Source organism: Pseudomonas sp. G7(2022), from assembly GCF_052660475.1.
Genome location: NZ_CP109659.1, coordinates 573751 through 595815, shown reverse-complemented (window position 1 = coordinate 595815; position 22065 = coordinate 573751). Strand labels below are relative to the sequence as shown.

The following is a 22065-nucleotide window of genomic DNA, read 5'->3' as shown; positions in this document are numbered from 1 at the left end:
TGGCTGGCCACCTGACAAAATCAGGCAAGCTGTTTCATTGACCGCCGGGACTCGCCCAAAATAAAGGTACGCTGTTCCTTGTCACCATCGAGCGAAAGCCTGTGTTCCGAGCCGAACTCATCAAGCACTGCAAACTCGAATGCACTTTCATTTTCCCGTGCCACTTGAAAGTCAGCGGAAATATACTGAACAAGTGTCAACTGGCCGGGCACTTTGTTAATAGGTACGGTCACATAGCCCAGCGGACTGCGAAACGTTGTTTTCTGCCCATAAATCGGCGCCATGTAACCGTAAAAGTTTCTGCGTCCGTCCCGTGTATCGGGAATATTTCCGGACACGTAGACCAGCGCCGCCATTTCAGAATCATAAGGATCAAGCTTGACCTCACTGCTGTACCAGTCGAGGAGATGAACCTGCCTGCCCTCTGCGTGCAGTCCAATATGGTAAAGCTGGATCCAGTCGTAAGAGGCCCTCTGCTGCTTCTCTTCATATTTATTCAGCGAAAAACTGTTCAGCGAATACACTCTCGGCGGAATAGCTTCCAGCGTGACACTGCTATCGAAGCCAATTCCGTTCGTTCGCAGCGTCACGTTATCCATGGTTATTTCGGCAGCCACTTCCATGATTCCAGGCCGGGAAGCGGAAACCCAAAATTCAAATACTTGCACAGGATCGGAATCATCACTGATTCGATTGTCCTTGACTTGGCGAACTTCTGTAACGCGCGGCGCCCCACCCGACATTTCGTGGGCAAACCGGTTCTCCTGCCTGGATACACTCCAGTCACCTTCCAGAGGCCGAGCACCGTTGTAGGCAATCAGCCGCAGTGTCTGCAAGGCGGGATGCCCGTACAGTGACACGCCATCACCATTGCTATCGGCTCCTTGTACAAGCACCAACACACGCACTTGCATGCGACCGTTGGCGTAAAGCACTTTGTGCTGGCCAGACTTGGTAGCGTCGAGTTTAACTTCGATACGGGAAATACTAAGTTGTTCGTCAGACATTCAATAACACCTTGGCTAATAAATACATGACGTCCATACAAGGACGCGCCCAAGTATTGACGCATGACTAAAACAACAATAACAGCCAAGACACTCGACAAATTATGAACAGGCCATCCGAGGAAATACCTTAACATCAAACCCGGCACAGCAAACAAACATTCAAAAAGGGAAACTCCAAATTACGAAATTCAAGCTTTCCATCCGTGCCCCTTTCGTTTCGGCATTCCCCGCAGCGCTTCTCTCCTTTATTCTGGCTTTACCGATAACAGAAGATGAAGCGCTACGTTATTCATTCGTATCAGATCGTGTTAGAAAAATACGCAGAACGTTACGCTTATCAACAGTCAGCTACTGCTTGAGTCTGTCCCGAACCCACTTTCTGAAGAGTCACTTTCGTACTCCGAGTCTGAAAAAGACTCTTCCACTTTTATTTCTATTTTTCTATCCATGCTGGAACGGTCAAGATATTGGTCAATTCGCTCCCTGGAAGCGTTATTCAAGGGGTTGCCCACCAGACCGATGAATAGATTCTGTGTATCCAGAATATCGAATAACTCATCCCCCACATCGACAATATTATTGTTCTGCAACGTCAATATCTCGAGCTCCTTGAGTGTTCCTACTCCCGAAGGCACATTTGAAAGATTGGCGTCATGCAGCATCAACTCAGTCAGATCCTGCATGAAGCCTACATGCGGAGCCACCGTCAAAGGGTTCTGTGACAGATTCAACAGTGTCAGCGTTTCTATTCTCCCCAGCCCCTCAGCCGTTGCTTCAGAAAGTCTGAGCGAGCACCCGTTCAAGGTAAGTTGACGCAACTCACGCATTTGGAAGATCCCTGGCGCAAGGTCCTCCATTTTTACGCCGTTCACCATCAAATATTGAACGTTGGGAAAACTGTCGAGAAATGGACCGATCCGTGCCTCCGGATTTTTTGCGGTTAATATTAACTCTGTTACATATTCGAATCGGGTGGATAACCTTGGTAACTCGCCAGAAAAATCGACATCAGCAGAAAAATGATAGTCACCATATTCCCATCTCGAAATCGACTTGCGCTGCCAGATATCCTGCAGCAACTTGCTGAATTGCTCGCGGGCCTGGCGCTGTTCGACAAGTGTCGGCGCTGACGACCATCCCGACGATTGCGAATGAGGTGATGACTCACCGGCACTCCATATCGCCAGTTCTTCACGCAGCATCGCGAACTCTTTTTCAAGCCGCTGTATCACGCCGGATGGATCATTCTTCAATCGCCGGTTGATAAACGCCGTCACCTCCTCATCCTTGAGTTGCGGATAAAGCTCACGCACGCTGTCTACAACTGACTTTGCCGATGTCGGATCGTTATCGGCTCCACCTCGCAATCCTCCCGTTTGCGCGTATTGCAAGGCAGCGGGATCGACAGAAACCGGCCGTGGAGCCATTTCCAGAACTTCGCTCACGACTTGGCGCGAGGGCAACGGCTGTAAACGCACCAATTGCCGTAACGCTTGCCCTCCTCCATCCAGGACACCGAGCGCCTGACGCTGAACGGGCAATAACCGCAACCAGACTGACGAATAGAGATCGTTCATATCTTTGGCAGACGCGCCCTCGGGGCTGTCGATGACATACCCGGAGTCCTGTCTGACCAGTACATGAAGGAACGGCGCCTGAACATCGCCAACAGCGGTCGCGACTTTCGCGTTGTGACGAATTTCGATACGAACTGTCGATGGCCACTGCGCAAGGAGGCCGATCATGTGCAACGCCAGCCGATCACTATCGAAACTGGATACCGAATCAAGGTAAATCCCTTCACAGGCTCTTGCCAGACGCACATCGCGCATTGCCAGCTGCGCGTCTTCTGCCATTTGTCGTGTCATTCCCGGATGACTATGCACATACAGACGATCGGAGGCGCTTGCGTCCTGCCACAGCGCCTCGGCCACCGTTTTGGTCAGTTCCGGAAAACTGCGTCGCATCTGCAACGTGTTTTCGTCACAGTCGAGTTCAAACGCACGCTCATGATCCTGGAAGAGCAGAGCCCGGTCCCTCTCGGCAAGATCGCCCTTGCGCGACTTCAGCAGCGCCAGCAGTTGTGGATCGAGCTGGGCGCGAACCAGCGGATCGGGATGCTGCAGTTGTGTGAAGAAAATCTGGATTTTCCGATCGAGGCTGAAACGCCTGAGAGTTTCCTGGAGCACCGCGAGGGAACGAGAATGAATGGGGAAATCACGCGCCAACGCTTCATCCATTCCACTCACCGCAAGGACACGTGTCATTGTAATTTCAGAGAAGTCGTCCACCGAATACCCCACGCGGTGAACCAGTTCAGCCGTCCGTCTGTGTATCGAATCCGTCCTTGCGAGACGATTGCGCGAATCACTGCTGTCCAGTGCGAGCCAGAACCGGCCCTCACCATCGGGCTTCAATAGCGGACCGGAAGGGTTGAGCTCTCTGGCTTGCGTGGCGCGAAGCAGACCACTCCCGGCATCCAGGACCACTTGCACGAAATGGCCGTCGGCGACTGCCACAAACTGACGCCCCTTGTACATCCGGATGCCCTGAGCATCGGCGTCGCCGAGGAGTGTTGAAGCAGGTATCCGGTAATCTGCCAGGGAGCGGGGCGCGGAAAGCATCGCAAGCTCGTCGATCGCAAAAGCAACCGGGTTCGCACTCACATTGCTCTCCTGCATCAATGCACCCACCTCTAGCCGGACGAAAGGGTTCGACGGTTCCAGTCGATTCGGCATGGATACCTGCGGTGCTACTGGAATGGGGGAGGTTGGTCGATGTGAAACATTGATGCTGAAATCGGGTGAATGGTTTGGGGCAGGAACAGTTTTGACCTTTGGCGTTTTGTCAGCCATTGAGTTCTCATCCTTGAGGAGTAGTTTACGCTGGCCCCCGCAGAACCAAGGGGCCAACACAAGTCATAAGTACTGCACTTTTTATGCGAATACCCGACAATTGAACATCACAGAGTATCGATATCCGCCGTTAAAAGAGCATATATACCTACTACTCCTGCCGAATGTGCATCAGCAGAAAATGCTATCAACCTCGCTCAAGCGTGAAGTTGCGCGTATAAAAATCCAGCCTCAACGCTAAACTATGCTCGGTACCGTGTTGATCAATGGCGCGAAAGTGAAATATTTCGCCGTGCCTGGAACCAGGTGCAATTTCAGAATATTCGGACAGCGCCTGCACAACCGTCAGCTCTCCGTTGTGATCATTGACCCTTACAGAGTATGTTTTTGACTCTCTTGTAATGGCATCGGGGAAAAGATACGCAATGGGATCGCCATTAAATGGCAGTTTCACCTCCAAAGTATTCCGTTCCGGGCGGACAAAAGTGGCCCGCATAAAATTGGTTCTCGGCTCCTCTAACTTGTTCCCCCCAGCAAAAGCGTGGTCTTTCCCCGCTTCAGCTCCGTCTGCGATCCAATCAACCAGCTTGATCTGCTGCCCCTGCGGATAAAGCCCCAGATAATAGTTGAAGATGCGATTACCGGGTTGCTCATTGCCGCGCCGGGCTTGATACCAGCGGAACTGTTCAATGGCATAAGCCGGAGGCGTTTGGGATTCGATCGTAATGCTGCTGTCATGGACGCTGGACAGCGTGGTTCCGTTACTGAGAATTCTCAACCCGTTCAGAGACAGGCGCGCAGCGATCCTGGTCGTCCCGGCGACCGATGAGGATACCCAGAAGGTGCGAACCTGAGGATGAACGCTGTCATTTTCAGCATCGTCGTCGTAAACGACCTCACCTGTCGCCGACGTTTGCGTCTCAAGCGTATAACGCCCTTGTTCGGTGCTCGCCGCCCAGCCGTCACGTAACGTCCTGCCGGTACTGTAATGAATGAGTTCTATGCTATCCATTACACTTTCCGGCACGTGCATGAAGTTGCCGTTGGCATCCACTCCGGACACCAGAACTTGCACTTTCACCTGCATGCGGCCATTGCCGTATAGTGATTTGCTGCTGGTGCTGTCGCCAGCATCAAACTTTACCTTGAAGCTGGCAAGGCCTTCGAGAACAGGTGCGATGGTTTGCCCGCCCTGTGTTTCGCTCACATCTTCATTCATGTTGCATTTCCTTTGAGGAGTTTTATTCAAGGATTGGCATTGAACAATCCATCAACAAAAGAAATAACATGACCTTAAAACAATCAGCAAAGCGAAAAATGTAAGAAACATACACTTGCAAACCGCCGGAAGGCTGCAAATGGTCGTTTATTAAACCGTGACTGCAACAACTATCAATGCTCGTCGTTATAGACAAACTTTGGCATTTCCCAATGAAAACGAATCGCCAGCAATCGCAACAGAAAACCGCCAAACAAGGTAATCAGGATTGCCTGCTCACTCGGCACATTGAGATACAGGCACAACATGTAACACCAGGCCGCTGCAAAAGAGACGCTGGCATACAACTCACGGCGAAAGATCAGCGGAATGTCGTTGCAGAAGATGTCGCGCAGGATGCCGCCGAATACCCCGGTGATCACGCCGCTGACCGAAGCCACCAGCATGCCGTGGCCCATTTCCAGGGCGGTCATGCAGCCGATCAGCGTAAACGCCACCAGGCCGACCGCATCGAGCACCAGAAACAGCGAACGCAGGTGACGCATCCAGCGCGCCGTGAACACGGTGATCATCGCCGCGACCGTGGTCAGCACCAGGTATTCCGGGTGTTTGACCCAGGTCAGTGGGTAGTGCCCGAGCAACACGTCGCGCACCGAACCGCCGCCCAATGCCGTGACGCAGGCAATCAGCACCACGCCAAACCAGTCCATGCCGCGACGGCCCGCAGACAGGGCGCCGGTCATGGCTTCGGCAGTAATGGCAACGAGGTAGAGCATCAGCAACATGGTGGCGATCCTGGCAGGAAGGCGCGCAGTCTACTCACTTCGCCGAGGCACCAAAAGAGGGCGCCCCGGCGTGGGTGCCGATCTCAGAACTTGATGAAATGCTTGCGGTAGTGCTGCAGCTCGGCGATGGATTCGCGGATGTCGTCCAGCGCCAGGTGAGTGCTGCCTTTCTTGAAGCTGTCACGCACGTCCGGCGCCCAGCGCGCGGCCAGTTCCTTGAGCGTGGAGACGTCGAGGTTGCGGTAGTGGAAGTAGCTTTCCAGCGACTTCATGTGGGTATAAAGGAAGCGGCGATCCTGACAGATGCTGTTGCCGCAGATCGGCGACTTGCCCTTCGGCACCCACTTTTCGAGGAAGGCGATGGTTTCGGCTTCCGCTTCGGCCATGCTGATGCGGCTATCGCGCACGCGCTGGGTCAGGCCGGAGTTGCCGTGGGTGCGAGTGTTCCACTCGTCCATCCGGGCGAGGACTTCGTCGCTGTGGTGGATGGCGATCACCGGGCCTTCGGCCAAGGTGTTGAGATCGCTGTCGGTGACGATGGTGGCCATTTCGATGATCACGTCGTTTTCCGGATCCAGACCGGTCATTTCCAGGTCGATCCAGATCAGATTCTGCGGGTTTTGCATATTTCGGCTCCTGAGCAATGCTGCGCAGTTTAGCCTAGGGCGATGCCCGGGCGTGCTAAACTCGCGGCCGTTTTACCTAATCGCTGCATTCTTCAGACGGAACACCCATGGCCAAACGCCAACTCAATCGTCGTCAAAACTGGCGCATCGAAAAGATTCAGGGCGAGCGCGCCGCCCGCGCCGCCAAACGCGAGTCCTCGGCTGTCGAGGCGCTCGAAGGCGGCGACCTGGGCCCGGAACAGCATGGCCTGGTGATCGCCCACTTCGGTGTGCAGGTCGAGGTCGAGGCCGTTGACGGCGAACTGGCCGGCCAGGTCTTCCGCTGCCACTTGCGGGCCAACCTGCCAGCGCTGGTAACCGGCGACCGCGTCGTCTGGCGCGCCGGCAACCAGGGCATCGGCGTGATCGTCGCGCAACTGCCGCGCACCACCGAGCTGTGCCGTCCGGACAGCCGTGGTCAGCTCAAACCGGTGGCCGCCAACGTCGACATGATCGTCATCGTCTTCGCCCCGCTGCCCGAGCCCCATGCCAACCTGATCGACCGTTATCTGGTCGCCGCCGAACACGCCGGCATCCGCCCGCTGTTGCTGCTGAACAAGTTCGACCTGATCGACGAGCAGAACGCCCCGGCCCTGAACGCGCTGCTGGCGGTGTACCGGACCCTGGGTTATCCGGTGCTGGAAGTCTCGGCGCACCATGGCAACGGCATGGAGCAGTTGCAGAAACAGCTCGACGGGCGCATCAGCGTGTTCGTCGGTCAGTCCGGTGTCGGCAAGTCGTCCCTTGTCAACAGCCTGCTGCCCGACGTGGAAACCCGTGTCGGCCCGCTGTCCGAACTGTCCGGCCAGGGCACCCACACCACGACCACCGCACGGCTGTTCCACTTCCCCGGCGGCGGTGAACTGATCGACTCCCCGGGCATCCGCGAATTCGGCCTCGGCCATGTCAGCCGTGCCGATGTCGAAGCCGGTTTCATCGAGTTCGACGACCTGCTCGGCACCTGCCGCTTCCGCGACTGCAAGCACGACCGCGAACCGGGCTGTGCCTTGCTCAAGGCACTTGAGGACGGACGCATCCAGCAGCAGCGGATGAACAGCTACCGCTCGATCATCGCCAGCCTGCCGGAAAACGGTTACTGAGCGTTCAAGTAGCCAGACACAAAAAAGCCGCGATCATCTCGCGGCTTTTTTGTGGATCACTGTTTCGGCGCGGGCGCCGGAGCAGTGGCCGGTGCAGCAGGCGCCGGGGCAGGCGCCGCGCTGCCCGGCTCGACCGGTTTCGGCAGCGGGTCGTCAAACAGATTCAACCGTTCGCGCAACTCGTGGGCCGGCACTGGCTGCTGATCCGCCGGCAAGGCATTCGGGTCGACCGGTTTGGCTGGATCGGCACCGTTCTGCCCTTCAGCCGGTTTCGCCGGCTCGGCACCTTGCGAACCTTCGATGGCGGCCTGGGCCTTCTTGGTCAGGACCACGATGTCGATGCGGCGGTTGACCGGGTTGAACGGGTTCTCCTTGTCGAACAGCGCCGACGAGGCGTAACCCACCACACGCGCCACTTGCGAGTCCGGATAACTGCCCGCCACCAGCGCACGCCGGGCGGCGTTGGCACGGTTGGCCGAGAGTTCCCAGTTGCCGAAGTCGCCAGTGCCGGTGTACGGCTTGGCGTCGGTGTGGCCGCTGATGCTGATCTTGTTCGGCACCGCTTTGATGGTGTCGGCCATGGCCAGCAGGATGTCTTCGAAGTACGGCTTCAGGCGCGCAGAACCGGAGTCGAACATTGGCCGGTTCTCGGCGTCCATGATCTGGATGCGCAAGCCGTTCGGCGTGATTTCGAACAGGATCTGGTCCTTGAACTTCTGCAGTTGCGGGTTCTCGTCGACCTTGTTCTGCAGTTCTTGCAGCAACAGTTCCAGGCGTTCCTTCTCGACCTGCTCGGCCATGCCTTCAACCTGTTCAGTATCGACTGTGACCTTGTCCGGTTGCGGCTGAGACTTCACTTCAGGGTTGAGGGTGTTTTCCGGCGCCAGGGTCGGCGTGCCGCCCAGATCGATGATGTACGGCGTGCCGCTCTCGGAGAAACCGACCGGGTCCTTGAAGTAACCGGCGATGGCGATCTTCTGCTCCGGGGTCGCGGTGGACAGCAGCCACAACACCAGGAAGAACGCCATCATCGCCGTCGCGAAGTCGGCGAAGGCGATCTTCCACGCCCCGCCGTGATGCCCGCCGGCGATGCGCTTGACGCGCTTGATGATTATCGGCTGGTTATTTTCCATGACTTAGCGACCGCGAACGGCTTGTTCCAGCTCGGCAAAGCTTGGACGGTGAGCCGGGTACAGAACCTTGCGACCGAACTCGACAGCCAGCGACGGCGGCATGCCGGAAGCCGAAGCCACCAGCGAGGCCTTGATGGCTTCGTAGACGTTCAGCTCTTCCTTGGCATCGTGGGCCAGGGAGTGCGCCAACGGACCGAAGAAACCGTACGCCGCGAGAATACCGAAGAAGGTACCTACCAGTGCCGCACCGACGTGCAGACCGATGGACTTCTGATCGCCTTCACCCAGGGAGGCCATGGTCACCACGATACCCAGTACCGCCGCGACGATACCGAAACCCGGCATGGCGTCGGCGATGCCGTTCACCGCGTGGGACGGATGCTCGAGGTCTTCCTTGAGGCTGTACAGTTCCATGTCGAACAGGCCTTCCAGCTCGTGGGGAGCCATGTTGCCGGACGACATGATGCGCAGGTAATCGCAGATGAACGCGGTCATGCGTTCGTCCTTCAGCACCGCCGGGTACTTGGCGAAGATCGGGCTCGCGGCGGCATCTTCGATGTCGCCTTCAATGGCCATCATGCCTTCGCGGCGGCTCTTGTTGAGGATCTCGTAGATCAGGCCCAGCACTTCCAGATAGAACGTGTGGCTGAAACGCGAACTGAACATGCCCAGGGATTTCTTGAGCACATGCATCGTCATGTAACCGGGGTTGGCCTGGAGGAAGGCTCCGAGTGCCGCACCGCCGATGATCATCACCTCGAAGGGCTGGATCAGGGCGGCAATCTTGCCGTGGGAGAGCACGTATCCGCCGAGCACGCTCGCGAATACGACGATGATGCCGATAATTTTAGCCATAGGTAGAAAGGTACTTGTTTAAGTCGGGTTCAAGGTCATATTCGGAAGTTAAAAAATCTCTTCTTCTACTTATCGGCAAAACTGCGCCAGACTATAGCCAGTTCAGGCGAAAAGCCAATTTAGCCCATGCCGGGCGCGTCTACAGTCAGTGAAGATCTCGTCCAGACATGGCTAATGAAACGAACGTCCCACACGCAAGACCGACCACACTCGATGGCTGGGTGAAGCTGCTCGACGGCGTGCGCCTGCCGGTACCGCAAGAAGCACACGACCGCGTTTGCCGTGCCATCCGCGACAATCGCAGCTCGTTGCGCGACATTGCCGAGCTGATGCAGGACAGCCCGGCACTGGCCCTGAGCATCATCCGCGAAGCCAACCGTCACACCCTGGGCAGCATGACTGCGCCGGCGGAAAACCTTGAAGTGGCGATCAATCGTCTTGGTCTGGCCCGCACCGAAGAACTGCTGGCACGCCTGCCCGCCGAACCCCAGGCACAAATCCCCCAGGCCTTGCGCCAGATACAGATGATCAGCCAGCACGCGACCCAACAGGCCAACGGCTTTTTTGCCAGTCGCCTGGCGCGACTGTGGCAGGACATTCATTGGGGCAGCCTGCTGTTTCTGTCGCCGCTGTGGCCGTTGGCACTGACCTTTCCCAAATTGCTTGAAGAGTGGGAAGTGCGGGTTATCCACAAGGGCGAATCAGCGCGAGTCGTTGAAAAGCAGCTGTTCGGCGTGCGCCTGCTGAAAATCGGCGAAGCGCTTGTGCAAGCCTGGCGTCTGCCGATCTGGGTGCAGCAAGGTTACCGACTGCTGCTGACCGAGCAGCGCGAACTGGTCAAGGTCCTGCGCATTGCCCGCGACGTCGATCATCCGCTGCGCCAACAGAATCGCCTCGATGACGACCCGACCTTGCGCCGCTGGCTCAACCAGCCAGCCAACACCGTGCTGCTGGCCAACGGTCTGGCACTCTCGGCGCAACAGGCCTGGGACAGTCCGCACAGCGAGCGCTGGCAATACCTGACCAGCCTTTACCTGCAAATCTCGATGGACGAGGTGCAACAGCAGTTGCACCAACAGGCCGCTGTCAGCGCTCGCCATCACTTCATGCCCGACCTCTGGCACCCGGCGGTCTCGCTGCTGTGGCCGTGGGGCACCCGTCGTCTGCCCGCCGGAATGCTGCCGGCTGCGGCGCCGTCCGCTGAAGATCTGACCCGGTGGCGCCGGCAATGCGCCGAGCTGCTGGCCGTGCCAAGCCGCTTCACCAACGCCATGAGCCTGACCGTCGCCGCCCGCGATGCGCTGGTCGCCAGCGGCATGCGTCGGGTGATGATCCTGATGGCCGACCGCAGCCACGCCAATCTGCGCGTCCATCAAACCTCGGGGTTGCCGAAGGAAGCTGCTGCGCTCAATTTTGTCGTCAGCCAGAGCACCGTGCTGCAACGATTGCTCGCGCAGCAGGCGCAGGTGCGGATCACCCCGGACAACAACGCCCAGTTTTCCGCCCTGCTGCCGCCCTCGCTACGCGCCCTGTTTCGTGGCGAACACCTGTTCCTGCGCTCGCTGGTGAACAACGGCCGGGTGATCATGATCGTGGTCGCCGACCAGGGCGGCGGGCCGTTCGCCGACATCACCGTACAAGCCTTCGGCAAAACCGCGCAGTGCATCGAGAAAGCACTGCACAGCTTTAGCCAGCGCGGCCAATGACAGCTACAATCCTTCCCCTTTGTGCTCTGGAGACCTCACATGCCTGACTTCTCTGGCCTGGCGCTGGTGATCGAGCCGAGCGACCTGCTCCCGCGCCTCGACGACCGCAATCTGATTCTGGTGGATCTGACCAGTGCCGCCCGCTATGCCGAGGGTCACCTTCCCGGCGCACGCTTCGTCGATCCGAAGCGCACCCAGCTGGGCCTGGCACCGGCTCCGGGCTTGCTGCCGACAAAGGAAAAACTCGAAGAGCTGTTCGGCGAACTGGGCCACAACAAGGACGCGGTCTACGTGGTCTATGACGACGAAGGCGGCGGTTGGGCCGGACGCTTCATCTGGCTGCTCGACGTGATCGGTCACGACAAATATCACTACCTCGACGGCGGTCTGACGGCGTGGCTGGCGGAAGGTTCGCCAATGTCGATCCAGGTTCCTCCAGCGGTGGGCGGCCCGGTAGCCCTGACCCTGCACGACGAGCCGACCGCCACCCGTGAATACTTGCAAAGCCGTCTCGGCGCCGCTGACCTGGCAATCTGGGACGCTCGCGGGCCGCTGGAGTATTCCGGCGAGAAAGTCCTCGCAGCCAAAGGTGGACACATCCCCGGCGCGGTCAATTTCGAATGGACGGCGGGCATGGACCAGGCGCGTCAACTGCGCATCCGTACCGACATGCCGCAGATCCTGGAAAACCTCGGGATCACCAAGGACAAAGAAGTCATTACCCACTGCCAGACCCATCACCGGTCCGGTTTCACTTATCTGGTGGCCAAGGCCCTCGGTTATCCGCGGGTCAAGGGCTACGCCGGTTCCTGGGGCGAATGGGGCAACCACCCCGACACCCCCGTCGAGCTTTAAGGATTTTTAAGGACAGTCATGAAAGAGCGTTTGTTTATCATCAGCCAGTACCTGCTGCCGCATCACTTGCTGTCGCGCCTGGCCGGCTGCATTGCCGAGTGCCGCGTGCGCTGGTTCAAGAATGCCTTCACCACCTGGTTCGCCAAGCGTTATCAGGTGGACATGTCGCAGGCACTGGTTGAAGACGTCACCGCTTACGAGCACTTCAATGCCTTCTTCACCCGTGCCCTGAAAGACGGCGCACGTCCACTGGACCCGACCCCGGGCGCGATCCTCAGCCCGGCCGACGGTGCGATCAGTCAGCTCGGCCCGATCGAGCACGGTCGCATCTTCCAGGCCAAGGGCCACAGCTTCAGCGTGCTGGAACTGCTGGGTGGCGACGCGGCCAATGCGGCGCCGTTCATGGGCGGTGAATTCGCCACCGTTTACCTGTCGCCCAAGGACTACCACCGCGTGCACATGCCGCTGGCCGGCACCCTGCGCGAAATGGTCTACATCCCGGGGCGGATCTTCTCGGTCAACCAGACCACCGCGGAAAACGTTCCGGAACTGTTTGCCCGCAACGAGCGCGTAGCGTGCATCTTCGACACCGAGCGCGGACCGATGGCCGTGGTGCTGGTGGGCGCGATGATCGTGGCCTCGATCGAAACCGTCTGGGCCGGGCTGGTGACGCCGCCGAAGCGTGAGCTGAAAACCTTCCGTTACGACGAAGCCGCCCGTGCGCCGATTCATCTGGAAAAAGGTGCGGAATTGGGGCGCTTCAAGCTGGGTTCGACCGCGATCGTGCTGTTCGGGCCGGATCAGGTGAAGTGGGTTGAAGAACTGAAAGCCGGCTCGCCGGTACAGATGGGTCAGGCCCTGGCACTGTCGAACGCCTGAACCTGCTGATCCGCCCCTGCGCACGTCTGCGAAGGGGCGGACACGACCTGAGTAGCGCCGTTACTCTATCTGCCCACGGAAGCCGATCGGCCCTTCGTTGGCGTAGGTATTGGTGCCGCTGAGGTTTTTCCCGCCGTCACTCGACGTGACACTCAACGCGATAACGTTCTGGTTATCCCGACCGCCGATCACCCATTTGCCACCCGGATGCCAAGGGGCATCGTTGCCACCCCACTGGTTCTCGACGTTGTACTGGTTCTGGCCAGTGCGCTGAGCCTTGAAGCCAATAGGGCCTTCGCCGGCGTAAGTCATGGTGCCGGTGAAGCTTTTGCCGCCATCGCCAGACTTGATGTCGATGGCGACGACGTTCTGGTTGTCCCGCGCGCCCAGGACCCAGGTTCCACCCGGATGCCAAGGTGCCGAACTACCGCCCCATTGGTTTGCCACTGCGTATTTAGACATGAACCTCATCTCCTTGAAGTTTTTCAGAGACCTGCCCGACGTTGGCGGCAAGCCGTGCAACCGTGCGTTTCCGATCGCACGCCAGAGAGCCTAGTAGCGCCAGCCGAAATGGCACCAGGCCAGCAGACCAATGGTAAAAAAGCCGGATAAACGCCTGCGAAACAGACCACAACTGCTAAAGTTTTTGGCATTGCCCTATTCGCCGCCGGAGCTGGTCACGGCATGAGTGAGCCTCGATCCCAACCACAACTGAGCGCCCCGATCCCGGCGCTGTTGCGCCTGTCATTCTGTGAAGCCACCCCGCGCGACCTCAAGCGCTGGATCGCCGGTCTGCCCAAGGCCAACATCGGCGAAACCGCGCGCCAGCTCTATCAGGGGCTTGGTGAACTCAATCAATTGCTGACACCCAGCGACAACCGCCTGCACCTGCTGGAGCTGTTGCGGCCCGAGGTGTATTTCGTCTGCCAGCACCTTGAGCGACATTTTCTGCATCAGGCGATCATGCTCGATGAGCGCTCGCGCAAGATCAGCAACCTGTGCCAGGCCCTGCAAAGCCATCTGGCCATCGGCTACAAACAGATCGTTCTGCGCATCGCCCCCAAATACACAAGGGATCGGGCAGCCTTGTTGAGCGTAGCGCTGCAACGTGCAACCCACGCGCTGAAAGGACAACTGCTGCGCGCCACGCAGCTGTACAGCCCGGCGCCGGAACAGCTGTGGTTTGAACTGCACCAATTGTTTCGCTGCGCCTGCGACTTGCAGCTGCAGCATCGCCGGGTCCGCGATGACCTGGCCAGCCTGGCCGGCGAACTGAGCGTCGAACAGACTTATATCGCCGCCCTGCTGCTGGGCAGCGCTCGCTGCAATCAGTTGCGGCAGAATCCGATCGCCCAACTCGCGCAGGTGCTCGAGCCCTGGAGCGCCTGGCTGAAACTGCATCCCGGTGCCCCGGGCGAGGGATTGTTCGCCATTTCTGCAGAGATCGACGCCGGCCCGCGTTATCGCAGCAAGTTTCGCGGCGAACAACAGCCCGACCTGCTCGGCTTCGATCCGCAACCGCTGGTGAAGGCCATCGAGGCTCACCTGCTGCATCAGGAGACTTCGACGCCGCTGCCCGTCCCATCCGGCCTGACCCTCGACACCCTGCAACATCTGCTCGCCACTTGGGGCGAGGCCGCCGAGCGCAGTTTTCAGCGCACCGTCGGCCAGGGCAACCTGACTGTGTGCGTCGGCATGAGCGCCCTGCACTTCTATCTTGGGGGCGAACGCACATTCAGCGAATTGCTCAAACACCCGGGCTCACGCGCCGCCAATTTCAGCCAGGCGGTGGCTCAAGGTGAAAAGGACAGCTGGAGCCAGGCCTTCGACGCCGCTCCGCAGAGCAAGGCCGACGAATTCCTGCCCTACGAGGAAATCCGCTACGAACCGCTGGCCGACGACGAAGGCGACGCTGACAGCCCGCCGCATTACCCGACCTATGCGTTGCCGGTCATCAACCACAGTCCGGGCGGTTACTGCCTGGCGTGGCCAAAAGAAGTGCCCGCCGAATTGCAGACCGGGGAAATGGTCGGCATCCAGGACACCACGAATCAGGGCTGGAGCATTGCCGTGGTGCGCTGGATCCGTCAGGTGCGTGGTGCCGGGACACAAATGGGTATCGAGCTGGTGGCCCCATACGCCCAGCCCTGCGGCCTGCAACTGGTGCGCACCCGGGACGATCACAGCCATTACCTGCGAGGTTTGCTGTTGCCGGAAATCAGCGCCATCGACTTGCCCGCAACGCTATTGGCGCCGCGACTGCCGTTTCAGGAAGGCAACAAAGTGCTGATCAACACCCAGGGCGAAGAGCACCGCGCCGGGCTGGATCGGCGAGTAGCGAGCACACACAGTTTCAATCAGTTCGCTTATCGCTCATTGGAGACCGCGCAGAATGGCGGGAGCGAGGAGGATTTCGACTCGTTGTGGAAATCCCTTTGAGTACAACCAGGTAATCCAGGGCGCTCCATTCGCGAGCAAGCCCGCTCCCACATTGGAATGCATTTCAAATGTGGGAGCGGGCTTGCTCGCGAAGGGGCAGCTCAGGCGGCAGAGCTTTCAGAGCTGCCCGTCGCGATCCCGGAAGCCCAACAGGTACAGCACGCCATCCAGACCGAGCGTCGAGATCGCCTGCTTCGCCGATTGCTTGACCAGCGGCTTGGCGCGGAACGCCACACCCAGGCCGGCAATCGCCAGCATTGGCAGGTCGTTGGCGCCGTCGCCCACGGCAATGGTCTGCTCCAGACGCAAACCTTCTTTTTCAGCCAGCTGTTTCAGCAGATCGGCCTTGCGCTGGGCATCGACGATCGGCTCGATAGCCACGCCGGTGCACTTGCCGTCGACCACTTCCAGCTCGTTGGCGAACACGTAGTCGATGCCGAGTCTGGCCTGCAATTGCTTGGCGAAGTAAGTGAAGCCGCCCGACAGGATCGCGGTCTTGTAGCCCAGGCGCTTGAGTTCGGCGAACAGGGTTTCAGCGCCTTCGGTCAGGCGCAGCGAGGCACCGATCGAATCGAGCACGCTGACATCCAGCCCCTTGAGCAGTGCCAGGCGCTCCTTGAAGCTGGCGCGGAAGTCCAGCTCGCCGGCCATCGCCCGCTCGGTGATTTGCGAAACCTGGTCGCCGACACCGGCGGCCTTGGCCAGCTCGTCGATGACTTCGGCTTCGATCAGGGTCGAGTCCATGTCGAACACCGCCAGGCGACGATTGCGACGGAACAGCGAATCTTCCTGGAAGGCGATATCGACGTTCAGTTCCTGGGCCACGCTGAGGAACTCGGCGCGCAGGGCCTGCGGATCGGCGGCTTCGCCACGCACGGAGAACTCGATGCAACCCTTGCCCTTGTCGGCGGGAGTGTCCAGCGGCATGCGCCCCGACAGACGGTCGATGTGGTCGATGTTCAGGCCATATTTGGCGGTGATCGAACTCACGGCCTGCAACTGGCCGGCGGTGACCTTGCGGGTCAGCAGTGTGACGATGTGGCGTTTCTTGCCCTGATTGCCCACCCATTGCTGGTAATCCTCTTCGGATACCGGGGTGAAGCGCACCTGCTGGTCGAGCTCGTAGCCCTTGAACAGGATGTCCTTGAGCACAGAATTGCCTGGCTCGGAGTCGGGGATTTCCACGAGGATGCCGAACGACAGCATGTCATGGATCACCGCCTGACCGATGTCGAGGATATTCACACCACCCTGGGCCAGAACGCCGGTAATGGCCGCAGTCAGACCGGGACGGTCGACTCCCGTGATGTTAATCAGGACGATTTCGCGCAACGCGCACCCCCGCAACTGGAAAAAAACCGCATTCTACCCACTTTCAGTGACCATCGGGCACCGCCAGCGCTTTGCCGGTCTAGGGCCTGTCGCTATACTGCGCGTCAACTTCACGGACAAAAGAGCCGAGCTCAGTGAACCGGCCCACGCCAGTTAAAACCGATAACTTCTTCCTGCTGATCTTCCGTGCACTGCGCCACCGCCGTGTACCGATTGCATTGCGCATTGCCAGCCATAACGTGATCCTGGTCGCCCTGGCCCTGGTGATCTATGCCTGCGTGATGGGCTTGCAGTTCAAGCAGGCCATGCACGAGCAGGCCGATGCCCTGGGCGAAAGCCTGACCACGCAGACCGCCACCTCCGCGACCGAGCTGCTGGTGTCCAACGACATCCTCAGCCTCAACGTGCTGCTCAACAACCTGACCAAGAACAAGCTGGTGGCCCACGCCGCCATCTACAGCGTGGACAACCGCATCCTCGCCGAGTCCGGTCAGCGGCCCAAGCACAGCCTGCTGGGCGAAGCCGAGGGCATGTACGAGAGCAAGATCACCTTCCAGGACGTGACCGCCGGGCAATTGCGCATCAGCCTGGACATGGACCAGTTCCAGCAGCCGATGACCATCAGTCTGCAGAGCATGGGCATTTTGAGTGCGATCCTGCTGGCACTGTCCCTGGCCCTGAGCCTGCGTCTTGGCCGGCACATCTCCACGCCGTTGCTGCAATTGCGTGTGTGGCTGCGCCGGATCGACGAATACACGCCGGGGATTGACCGTCAGGACGAGATCGGCGATCTGGCCCGTCAACTGCACGCCAGTTACGCTCCGGAGCCAAGCATTCCCGAGCCTGAGCCGGAACCCGAGTTCGAGGACGATGACGTCGGGCCGGAATTCGAGGTGCGCAACCTGCGCGATCCGAGTTTTGACGAGAGCCGCCCGATGGCCGCGCAGAAACCTGCGCCACGCCATGTGGTCAGCACCGTTGAAGACGACGATGACGAAGACCCGTTTGCTGACCTGCGTGACGAATCCCTGAACGACGTCGCGCAACCGGCGGTGCGCCGCCCGACGCCGAGCGTTCCGCAACACACCGCGGTGCTGGCCGTGCAACTTGGCTCGCAAGAACAATTGCGCCGCTTGCCACGGGCACGTCTGGAAGAGCTGCAGGAGCGCTATCGCGACTGTCTGGAGCAGGCGGCTTCGCTGTACCAGGGTGAAATCGAAACCCTGAATGACGGCAGCACGCTGATGCTGTTCCACACCGAAGACAGCGGCGACGATTACCTGACCAACGCCATCTGCTGCGGCGAGCTGCTGCGGGCACTGGGCCATCAACTGCAGATCGAAGTCGCCGACAGCGGCATCACCCTGCAATTGCAGTTGGGCCTGACCCTGGGCGACGAACTGTTCGGACTGAGCCAGATCGACTTGCTGCTGACCGACTCAGCCCAGGACGCCCTGGCGCTGTCGCAACACAGCCGCAACCTGCTGCTGGTGGAGCGCAAGATCGGTGATGACGCGCTGATACGCCAACGTGCACGGATCCGGCCGATTGCCAGCCCTGAGGGTGCCTGCTGTGTTGAGCGCTTGATGGAGCCTTACCCGTCGATGCTCGAGCGGCAACTGGCGCGGATGCATGAGCGTCGGGCCTGAGGCCTTGATGTAAAGAAGCCCGCAGACGAGTGATTGTCTGCGGGCTTTTTTGTGCGCGGTGGTTTCGTGATTGCGCCAGACTTTGGAGCCCCCTCACCCTACGATTGGGGGATGTTCGGGATCTACACCGACCTGAAAGAACAAGACCGAATCCATAATCCAGACAAGCAACCGAACACGATTTCACAAATCCATAATCGACTCGAGCTTTCAGGTCGATGGATAGCGGCAGACGCCTCGGTCAGTCCCCTCTCCCTTTGGGCGGTCCGACGTTTCGGGAGGGTTAGGGTGAGGGGCTTTTGATCGTCTACTCAGAACCCCAGACACAACAGAGCCCGCACAAGGCGGGCTCTGTCTTGACTCGTTCCAGCCTCAGAAGCGAAACACTTCCATATCGGTGCGAATCGGCGAAGCCATCGGAATCTTCGGCTGTTTCTCGGCTTCCGCCGCCGGCGCGGCCGGTTTCGGTGCCGGTTTGCGCGGTGCTTCGGCAACCGGTGGCTGGTTGGCCAGCGGTTTGAGCGCGACCGATAGTTGCTCGGCCAGGCGCTGCAGCAGGATACCTTGTGCCTGAACCTGCGAAGCCGTGCCACCACTGTGCAGCTCTTGCAGATGAACGATGCGGTTGTCCCGAACCTGACCACGACGGTCGATCAGGCGCCACTGTGCGTCGAGAATCGCCGGCTGCTTGGCACCGGAGTCCAGGCGAGTGATGGTCAACAGCACCTGTACATCCGGGGTGAAGCCTGAGGTGGCCGGTGCCAGCACCACGCGCTGACTGTCCAGACGACCGGCGACCTGACGCAGCAGCAATTGATCGATATCCGACGAAAGGCTGCCAGCCCAACGACCATCGACCGCTGCCTGCAGGCTGCCGTCCGGTTGACGCTGCAGCAGGGTTTCACGTTGCAGGTAGTCGGCAACGACCACAGGGCCCAGCAAAACCGCCATGCCCGCGCTTTGCGCAGGCTGAGCCGGACTTCCGCTGTCCAGCTGATACAGCGACACCGGCTGGTGAACGCTGCAACCCGCCAGGCCAAGAACGCCGGCGAGCAGGAAAATAAGGGGGCGCAGAGAAGTCATCATCCCGTCCAGGTGGCCGCCACAAGGCTGACCACAGTGAAAATACTCAACATTTGTGAAGAACGCTCGGCCACGCCGGCGCTTGGAAAGGCCATATCATCCGTGAATATGCGTTCCGACTCCAGCGCCAAAGCGCCGATCTACGGGTTAAATCGTAGATCGGGCGCTCTAGAGAGGCGTTATCACTTGTTTTCTCCGCCGGAGAAGACAGAGCGAATGCCCCCTGGCCGCTTAATTGAGGTTTTCGACGAGCAGCGCGTCCACCCGCTGGAAGCCCCGTGGCAGTTTATTGCCACGACGACCACGCTCACCCTTGTAGTGTTCGAGGTCGTCGGCTTTCAGCGACAAGGTACGTTTTCCGGCCTGCAGCACCAGCGTGGCGCCTTCCGGAAGAACGGCGATGTCCGTGACATATTCTTCGCGACTGGCCACACGTTCACCGGAGATACCGATGATCTTGTTGCCTTTGCCCTTCCCTAATTGTGGCAGATCGCTGATTTTGAAGATCAGCAGGCGACCCTCGGTCGTCACCGAGGCCAGCCAGTTCTGTTCGCGGTCGGCCACAGGGCGCGGCGTGATCACCTTGGCGTTGTTCGGCAGGCTCAACAGGGCCTTGCCGGCCTTGTTCTTGGCTTGCAGGTCTTCGCCTTTCACCACGAAACCGTAGCCGGCGTCGGAGGCGATCACGTACAGCGCGTCGTCTTCCGGCATCAGTACGCATTCGAACGTAGCGCCAGGCGGTGGCGTCAGACGACCGGTCAACGGCTCGCCCTGGCCCCGTGCAGAAGGCAAGGTGTGCGCGGCCACCGAGTAACTGCGGCCCGTGGAGTCGATGACCACGGCTGACTGGTTGGAACGCCCCGCCGCCGAGGTCTTGAAGCCGTCGCCGGCCTTGTACGACAGGCCGGTGGCGTCGATCTCGTGGCCCTTGGCCGAACGGATCCAGCCTTTTTCCGACAGCACTACAGTCACTTTCTCGTTCGGCAGCAGATCGTGTTCAGTCAGCGCCTTGGCTTCGGCGCGCTCGACGATTGGCGACCGACGGTCGTCGCCGTAGGTTTCGGCATCTTTCAGCAGTTCGCTGCGAACCAGTTTTTTCAGCTTGGCTTCACTGCTCAGCAGGGCTTGCAGCTTGGCCTGCTCCTTGAGCAATTCGTCCTGCTCGTCGCGCAGTTTCATCTCTTCCAGACGCGCCAACTGACGCAGACGGGTGTCGAGGATGTAGTCGGCCTGGATTTCGCTCAGGGCGAAGCGTTCGATCAGCTTGGCTTTCGGGTGCTCCTCGGTGCGGATGATGTGGATCACTTCATCCAGGTTGAGGTAGGCAATCAGCAAACCGTCCAACAGGTGCAGGCGACGCTCGACCTTGTCGAGGCGGAATTGCAGGCGGCGACGCACGGTCAGCACGCGGAATTCCAGCCACTCCACCAGCAACGTACGAAGGTTTTTCAGCTGCGGCTTGCCATCCAGACCGATGATGTTGACGTTGACCCGGTAGGTCGACTCCAGCTCGGTGCTGGCAAAAAGGTGTTGCATCAGCGCTTCGTGATCGACGCGGCTGTTGACCGGGATGATTACGATGCGGCACGGGTTCTCGTGGTCGGATTCGTCACGCAGGTCAGCGATCTGCGGCGCTTTCGACGGCTTGGCCTGCATCAGCGCGGCGATCTGCTCCAGCACCTTGGCCCCGGAGACCTGGTGCGGCAGCGCGGTGACGATGATGTCGCCGTCCTCGACGTGGTACACGGCGCGCATGCGCACCGAGCCCTTGCCGGTTTCGTACATTTTCAGCAGGTCAGCGCGCGGGGTGATGATTTCCGCTTCGGTCGGATAGTCCGGGCCCTGAATGTGTTCGCAGAGCTGCTCGACCGTGGCTTTCGGCTCGTCGAGCAGACGCACGCAAGCGGTGGCGACTTCGCGCAGGTTGTGTGGCGGCACGTCAGTGGCCATGCCCACGGCGATACCGGTGGTGCCGTTGAGCAGGATGTTCGGAAGGCGCGCAGGGAGAACCAGCGGTTCCTGCAGGGTGCCGTCGAAGTTCGGGCCCCAGTCTGCGGTGCCTTGGCCCAGCTCGCTGAGCAACACTTCGGAATAACGTGACAGCCGCGCTTCGGTGTATCGCATGGCGGCGAAGGACTTCGGATCGTCCGGCGCACCCCAGTTACCCTGGCCGTCCACCAGCGTGTAGCGGTAGCTGAACGGCTGGGCCATCAACACCATCGCTTCGTAGCACGCCGAGTCGCCGTGCGGGTGGAACTTGCCGAGCACGTCGCCGACGGTACGCGCCGACTTCTTGTGCTTGGAATCGGCATCCAGCCCCAGCTCGCTCATGGCGTAGACGATACGCCGCTGTACCGGTTTCAGACCGTCGCCGATATGCGGCAGGGCACGGTCCATGATCACGTACATGGAGTAGTTGAGGTAGGCATTTTCGGTGAAGTCAGCCAGCGACCGGCGTTCTACACCGTCCAGGCTGAGATCAAGGGAGTCGCTCATGCGG

Annotated in this window: 17 protein-coding genes; 6 read left to right on the top strand and 11 right to left on the bottom strand. The window is 59.5% G+C overall.

Translation table 11 applies throughout. From position 1 onward, the window contains the following. Positions 1 to 20: 20 nt before the first annotated feature. The 5 genes from NE357_RS02600 to orn all read right to left on the bottom strand — a co-directional run bounded on the left by NE357_RS02600 (position 21) and on the right by orn (position 6495). Entirely contained in the window at positions 21 to 1007 is a 987-nt protein-coding gene (locus NE357_RS02600; RefSeq protein ID WP_169428601.1) for a hypothetical protein, read from the bottom strand. A 347-nt stretch (positions 1008 to 1354) separates the two neighbouring features. Beyond that, positions 1355 to 3865: a leucine-rich repeat domain-containing protein gene (locus tag NE357_RS02595; protein WP_169428600.1), complete on the bottom strand. Its 2511-nt coding sequence runs from the start codon at positions 3863 to 3865 to the stop codon at positions 1355 to 1357. A 187-nt stretch (positions 3866 to 4052) separates the two neighbouring features. Then, positions 4053 to 5084, bottom strand: coding sequence for a hypothetical protein (locus NE357_RS02590; protein WP_169428599.1), 1032 nt, complete (start codon positions 5082 to 5084; stop codon positions 4053 to 4055). A 173-nt stretch (positions 5085 to 5257) separates the two neighbouring features. Further along, entirely contained in the window at positions 5258 to 5869 is a 612-nt protein-coding gene (locus NE357_RS02585) for a trimeric intracellular cation channel family protein (protein ID WP_064379088.1), read from the bottom strand. A gap of 83 nt (positions 5870 to 5952) precedes the next feature. Then, a complete protein-coding gene (gene orn / locus NE357_RS02580; protein WP_064593092.1) occupies positions 5953 to 6495 on the bottom strand; it encodes an oligoribonuclease in 543 nt (180 codons plus the stop codon). 107 nt (positions 6496 to 6602) lie between these two features. Between orn and rsgA the strand changes: the two genes are divergently transcribed. Then, the gene (rsgA, locus tag NE357_RS02575; RefSeq protein ID WP_169428598.1) at positions 6603 to 7634 is read left to right on the top strand and encodes a small ribosomal subunit biogenesis GTPase RsgA; all 1032 of its coding nucleotides are present in this window, start codon (positions 6603 to 6605) and stop codon (positions 7632 to 7634) included. Positions 7635 to 7690: 56 nt separating this feature from the next. On the opposite strand, the gene motB is transcribed toward rsgA, so the two are convergent. Both motB and motA read right to left on the bottom strand, forming a co-directional pair. Next, the gene (gene motB, locus NE357_RS02570; protein ID WP_169428597.1) at positions 7691 to 8767 is read right to left on the bottom strand and encodes a flagellar motor protein MotB; all 1077 of its coding nucleotides are present in this window, start codon (positions 8765 to 8767) and stop codon (positions 7691 to 7693) included. 3 nt (positions 8768 to 8770) lie between these two features. Then, complete coding sequence (motA, locus tag NE357_RS02565; protein ID WP_169428596.1) at positions 8771 to 9622, bottom strand: flagellar motor stator protein MotA; 852 nt, start codon at positions 9620 to 9622, stop codon at positions 8771 to 8773. 167 nt (positions 9623 to 9789) lie between these two features. On the opposite strand from motA, the gene NE357_RS02560 reads away from it, so the two are divergent. The 3 genes from NE357_RS02560 to asd are packed head-to-tail and all read left to right on the top strand — an operon-like array spanning position 9790 to position 13062. Continuing rightward, positions 9790 to 11328, top strand: a complete 1539-nt coding sequence (locus NE357_RS02560; RefSeq protein WP_169428595.1) for an HDOD domain-containing protein — start codon at positions 9790 to 9792, stop codon at positions 11326 to 11328. Positions 11329 to 11367: 39 nt separating this feature from the next. Continuing rightward, a complete protein-coding gene (locus tag NE357_RS02555) occupies positions 11368 to 12183 on the top strand; it encodes a rhodanese-like domain-containing protein (RefSeq protein WP_169428594.1) in 816 nt (271 codons plus the stop codon). Positions 12184 to 12201: 18 nt separating this feature from the next. Next, positions 12202 to 13062 (top strand): archaetidylserine decarboxylase, encoded by an 861-nt coding sequence (asd, locus tag NE357_RS02550; RefSeq protein ID WP_169428593.1) that lies wholly within the window; start codon positions 12202 to 12204, stop codon positions 13060 to 13062. Positions 13063 to 13122: 60 nt separating this feature from the next. On the opposite strand, the gene NE357_RS02545 is transcribed toward asd, so the two are convergent. Continuing rightward, positions 13123 to 13524: a lectin OAA family protein gene (locus tag NE357_RS02545; protein ID WP_169428592.1), complete on the bottom strand. Its 402-nt coding sequence runs from the start codon at positions 13522 to 13524 to the stop codon at positions 13123 to 13125. A gap of 222 nt (positions 13525 to 13746) precedes the next feature. On the opposite strand from NE357_RS02545, the gene NE357_RS02540 reads away from it, so the two are divergent. After that, entirely contained in the window at positions 13747 to 15501 is a 1755-nt protein-coding gene (locus NE357_RS02540; RefSeq protein ID WP_169428591.1) for a molecular chaperone, read from the top strand. 117 nt (positions 15502 to 15618) lie between these two features. On the opposite strand, the gene serB is transcribed toward NE357_RS02540, so the two are convergent. After that, a complete protein-coding gene (gene serB, locus NE357_RS02535) occupies positions 15619 to 16833 on the bottom strand; it encodes a phosphoserine phosphatase SerB (RefSeq protein ID WP_169428590.1) in 1215 nt (404 codons plus the stop codon). A gap of 134 nt (positions 16834 to 16967) precedes the next feature. Between serB and NE357_RS02530 the strand changes: the two genes are divergently transcribed. Further along, on the top strand, positions 16968 to 18482 hold the full coding sequence (locus tag NE357_RS02530; protein WP_169428589.1) for an AhpA/YtjB family protein: 1515 nt from the start codon (positions 16968 to 16970) through the stop codon (positions 18480 to 18482). A 372-nt stretch (positions 18483 to 18854) separates the two neighbouring features. Here NE357_RS02530 and NE357_RS02525 read toward each other — a convergent pair whose 3' ends face one another. Continuing rightward, positions 18855 to 19565, bottom strand: a complete 711-nt coding sequence (locus NE357_RS02525) for a PqiC family protein (protein WP_169428588.1) — start codon at positions 19563 to 19565, stop codon at positions 18855 to 18857. Positions 19566 to 19796: 231 nt separating this feature from the next. Further along, positions 19797 to 22061, bottom strand: coding sequence for a DNA topoisomerase IV subunit A (gene parC / locus NE357_RS02520; RefSeq protein WP_169428587.1), 2265 nt, complete (start codon positions 22059 to 22061; stop codon positions 19797 to 19799). Positions 22062 to 22065: the final 4 nt, after the last annotated feature.

Excerpts from the sequence above, each read along its gene's own strand:
- NE357_RS02595 (WP_169428600.1), bottom strand. The coding sequence starts at position 3,865 with ATGGCTGACAAAACGCCAAAGGTCAAAACTGTTCCTGCCCCAAACCAT.
- rsgA (WP_169428598.1), top strand. The coding sequence starts at position 6,603 with ATGGCCAAACGCCAACTCAATCGTCGTCAAAACTGGCGCATCGAAAAG.
- parC (WP_169428587.1), bottom strand. The coding sequence starts at position 22,061 with ATGAGCGACTCCCTTGATCTCAGCCTGGACGGTGTAGAACGCCGGTCG.
- NE357_RS02590 (WP_169428599.1), bottom strand. The coding sequence starts at position 5,084 with ATGAATGAAGATGTGAGCGAAACACAGGGCGGGCAAACCATCGCACCT.
- NE357_RS02540 (WP_169428591.1), top strand. The coding sequence starts at position 13,747 with ATGAGTGAGCCTCGATCCCAACCACAACTGAGCGCCCCGATCCCGGCG.
- motA (WP_169428596.1), bottom strand. The coding sequence starts at position 9,622 with ATGGCTAAAATTATCGGCATCATCGTCGTATTCGCGAGCGTGCTCGGC.
- NE357_RS02555 (WP_169428594.1), top strand. The coding sequence starts at position 11,368 with ATGCCTGACTTCTCTGGCCTGGCGCTGGTGATCGAGCCGAGCGACCTG.
- NE357_RS02600 (WP_169428601.1), bottom strand. The coding sequence starts at position 1,007 with ATGTCTGACGAACAACTTAGTATTTCCCGTATCGAAGTTAAACTCGAC.
- NE357_RS02545 (WP_169428592.1), bottom strand. The coding sequence starts at position 13,524 with ATGTCTAAATACGCAGTGGCAAACCAATGGGGCGGTAGTTCGGCACCT.
- motB (WP_169428597.1), bottom strand. The coding sequence starts at position 8,767 with ATGGAAAATAACCAGCCGATAATCATCAAGCGCGTCAAGCGCATCGCC.
- asd (WP_169428593.1), top strand. The coding sequence starts at position 12,202 with ATGAAAGAGCGTTTGTTTATCATCAGCCAGTACCTGCTGCCGCATCAC.
- NE357_RS02560 (WP_169428595.1), top strand. The coding sequence starts at position 9,790 with ATGGCTAATGAAACGAACGTCCCACACGCAAGACCGACCACACTCGAT.
- NE357_RS02585 (WP_064379088.1), bottom strand. The coding sequence starts at position 5,869 with ATGTTGCTGATGCTCTACCTCGTTGCCATTACTGCCGAAGCCATGACC.
- NE357_RS02525 (WP_169428588.1), bottom strand. The coding sequence starts at position 19,565 with ATGACTTCTCTGCGCCCCCTTATTTTCCTGCTCGCCGGCGTTCTTGGC.
- orn (WP_064593092.1), bottom strand. The coding sequence starts at position 6,495 with ATGCAAAACCCGCAGAATCTGATCTGGATCGACCTGGAAATGACCGGT.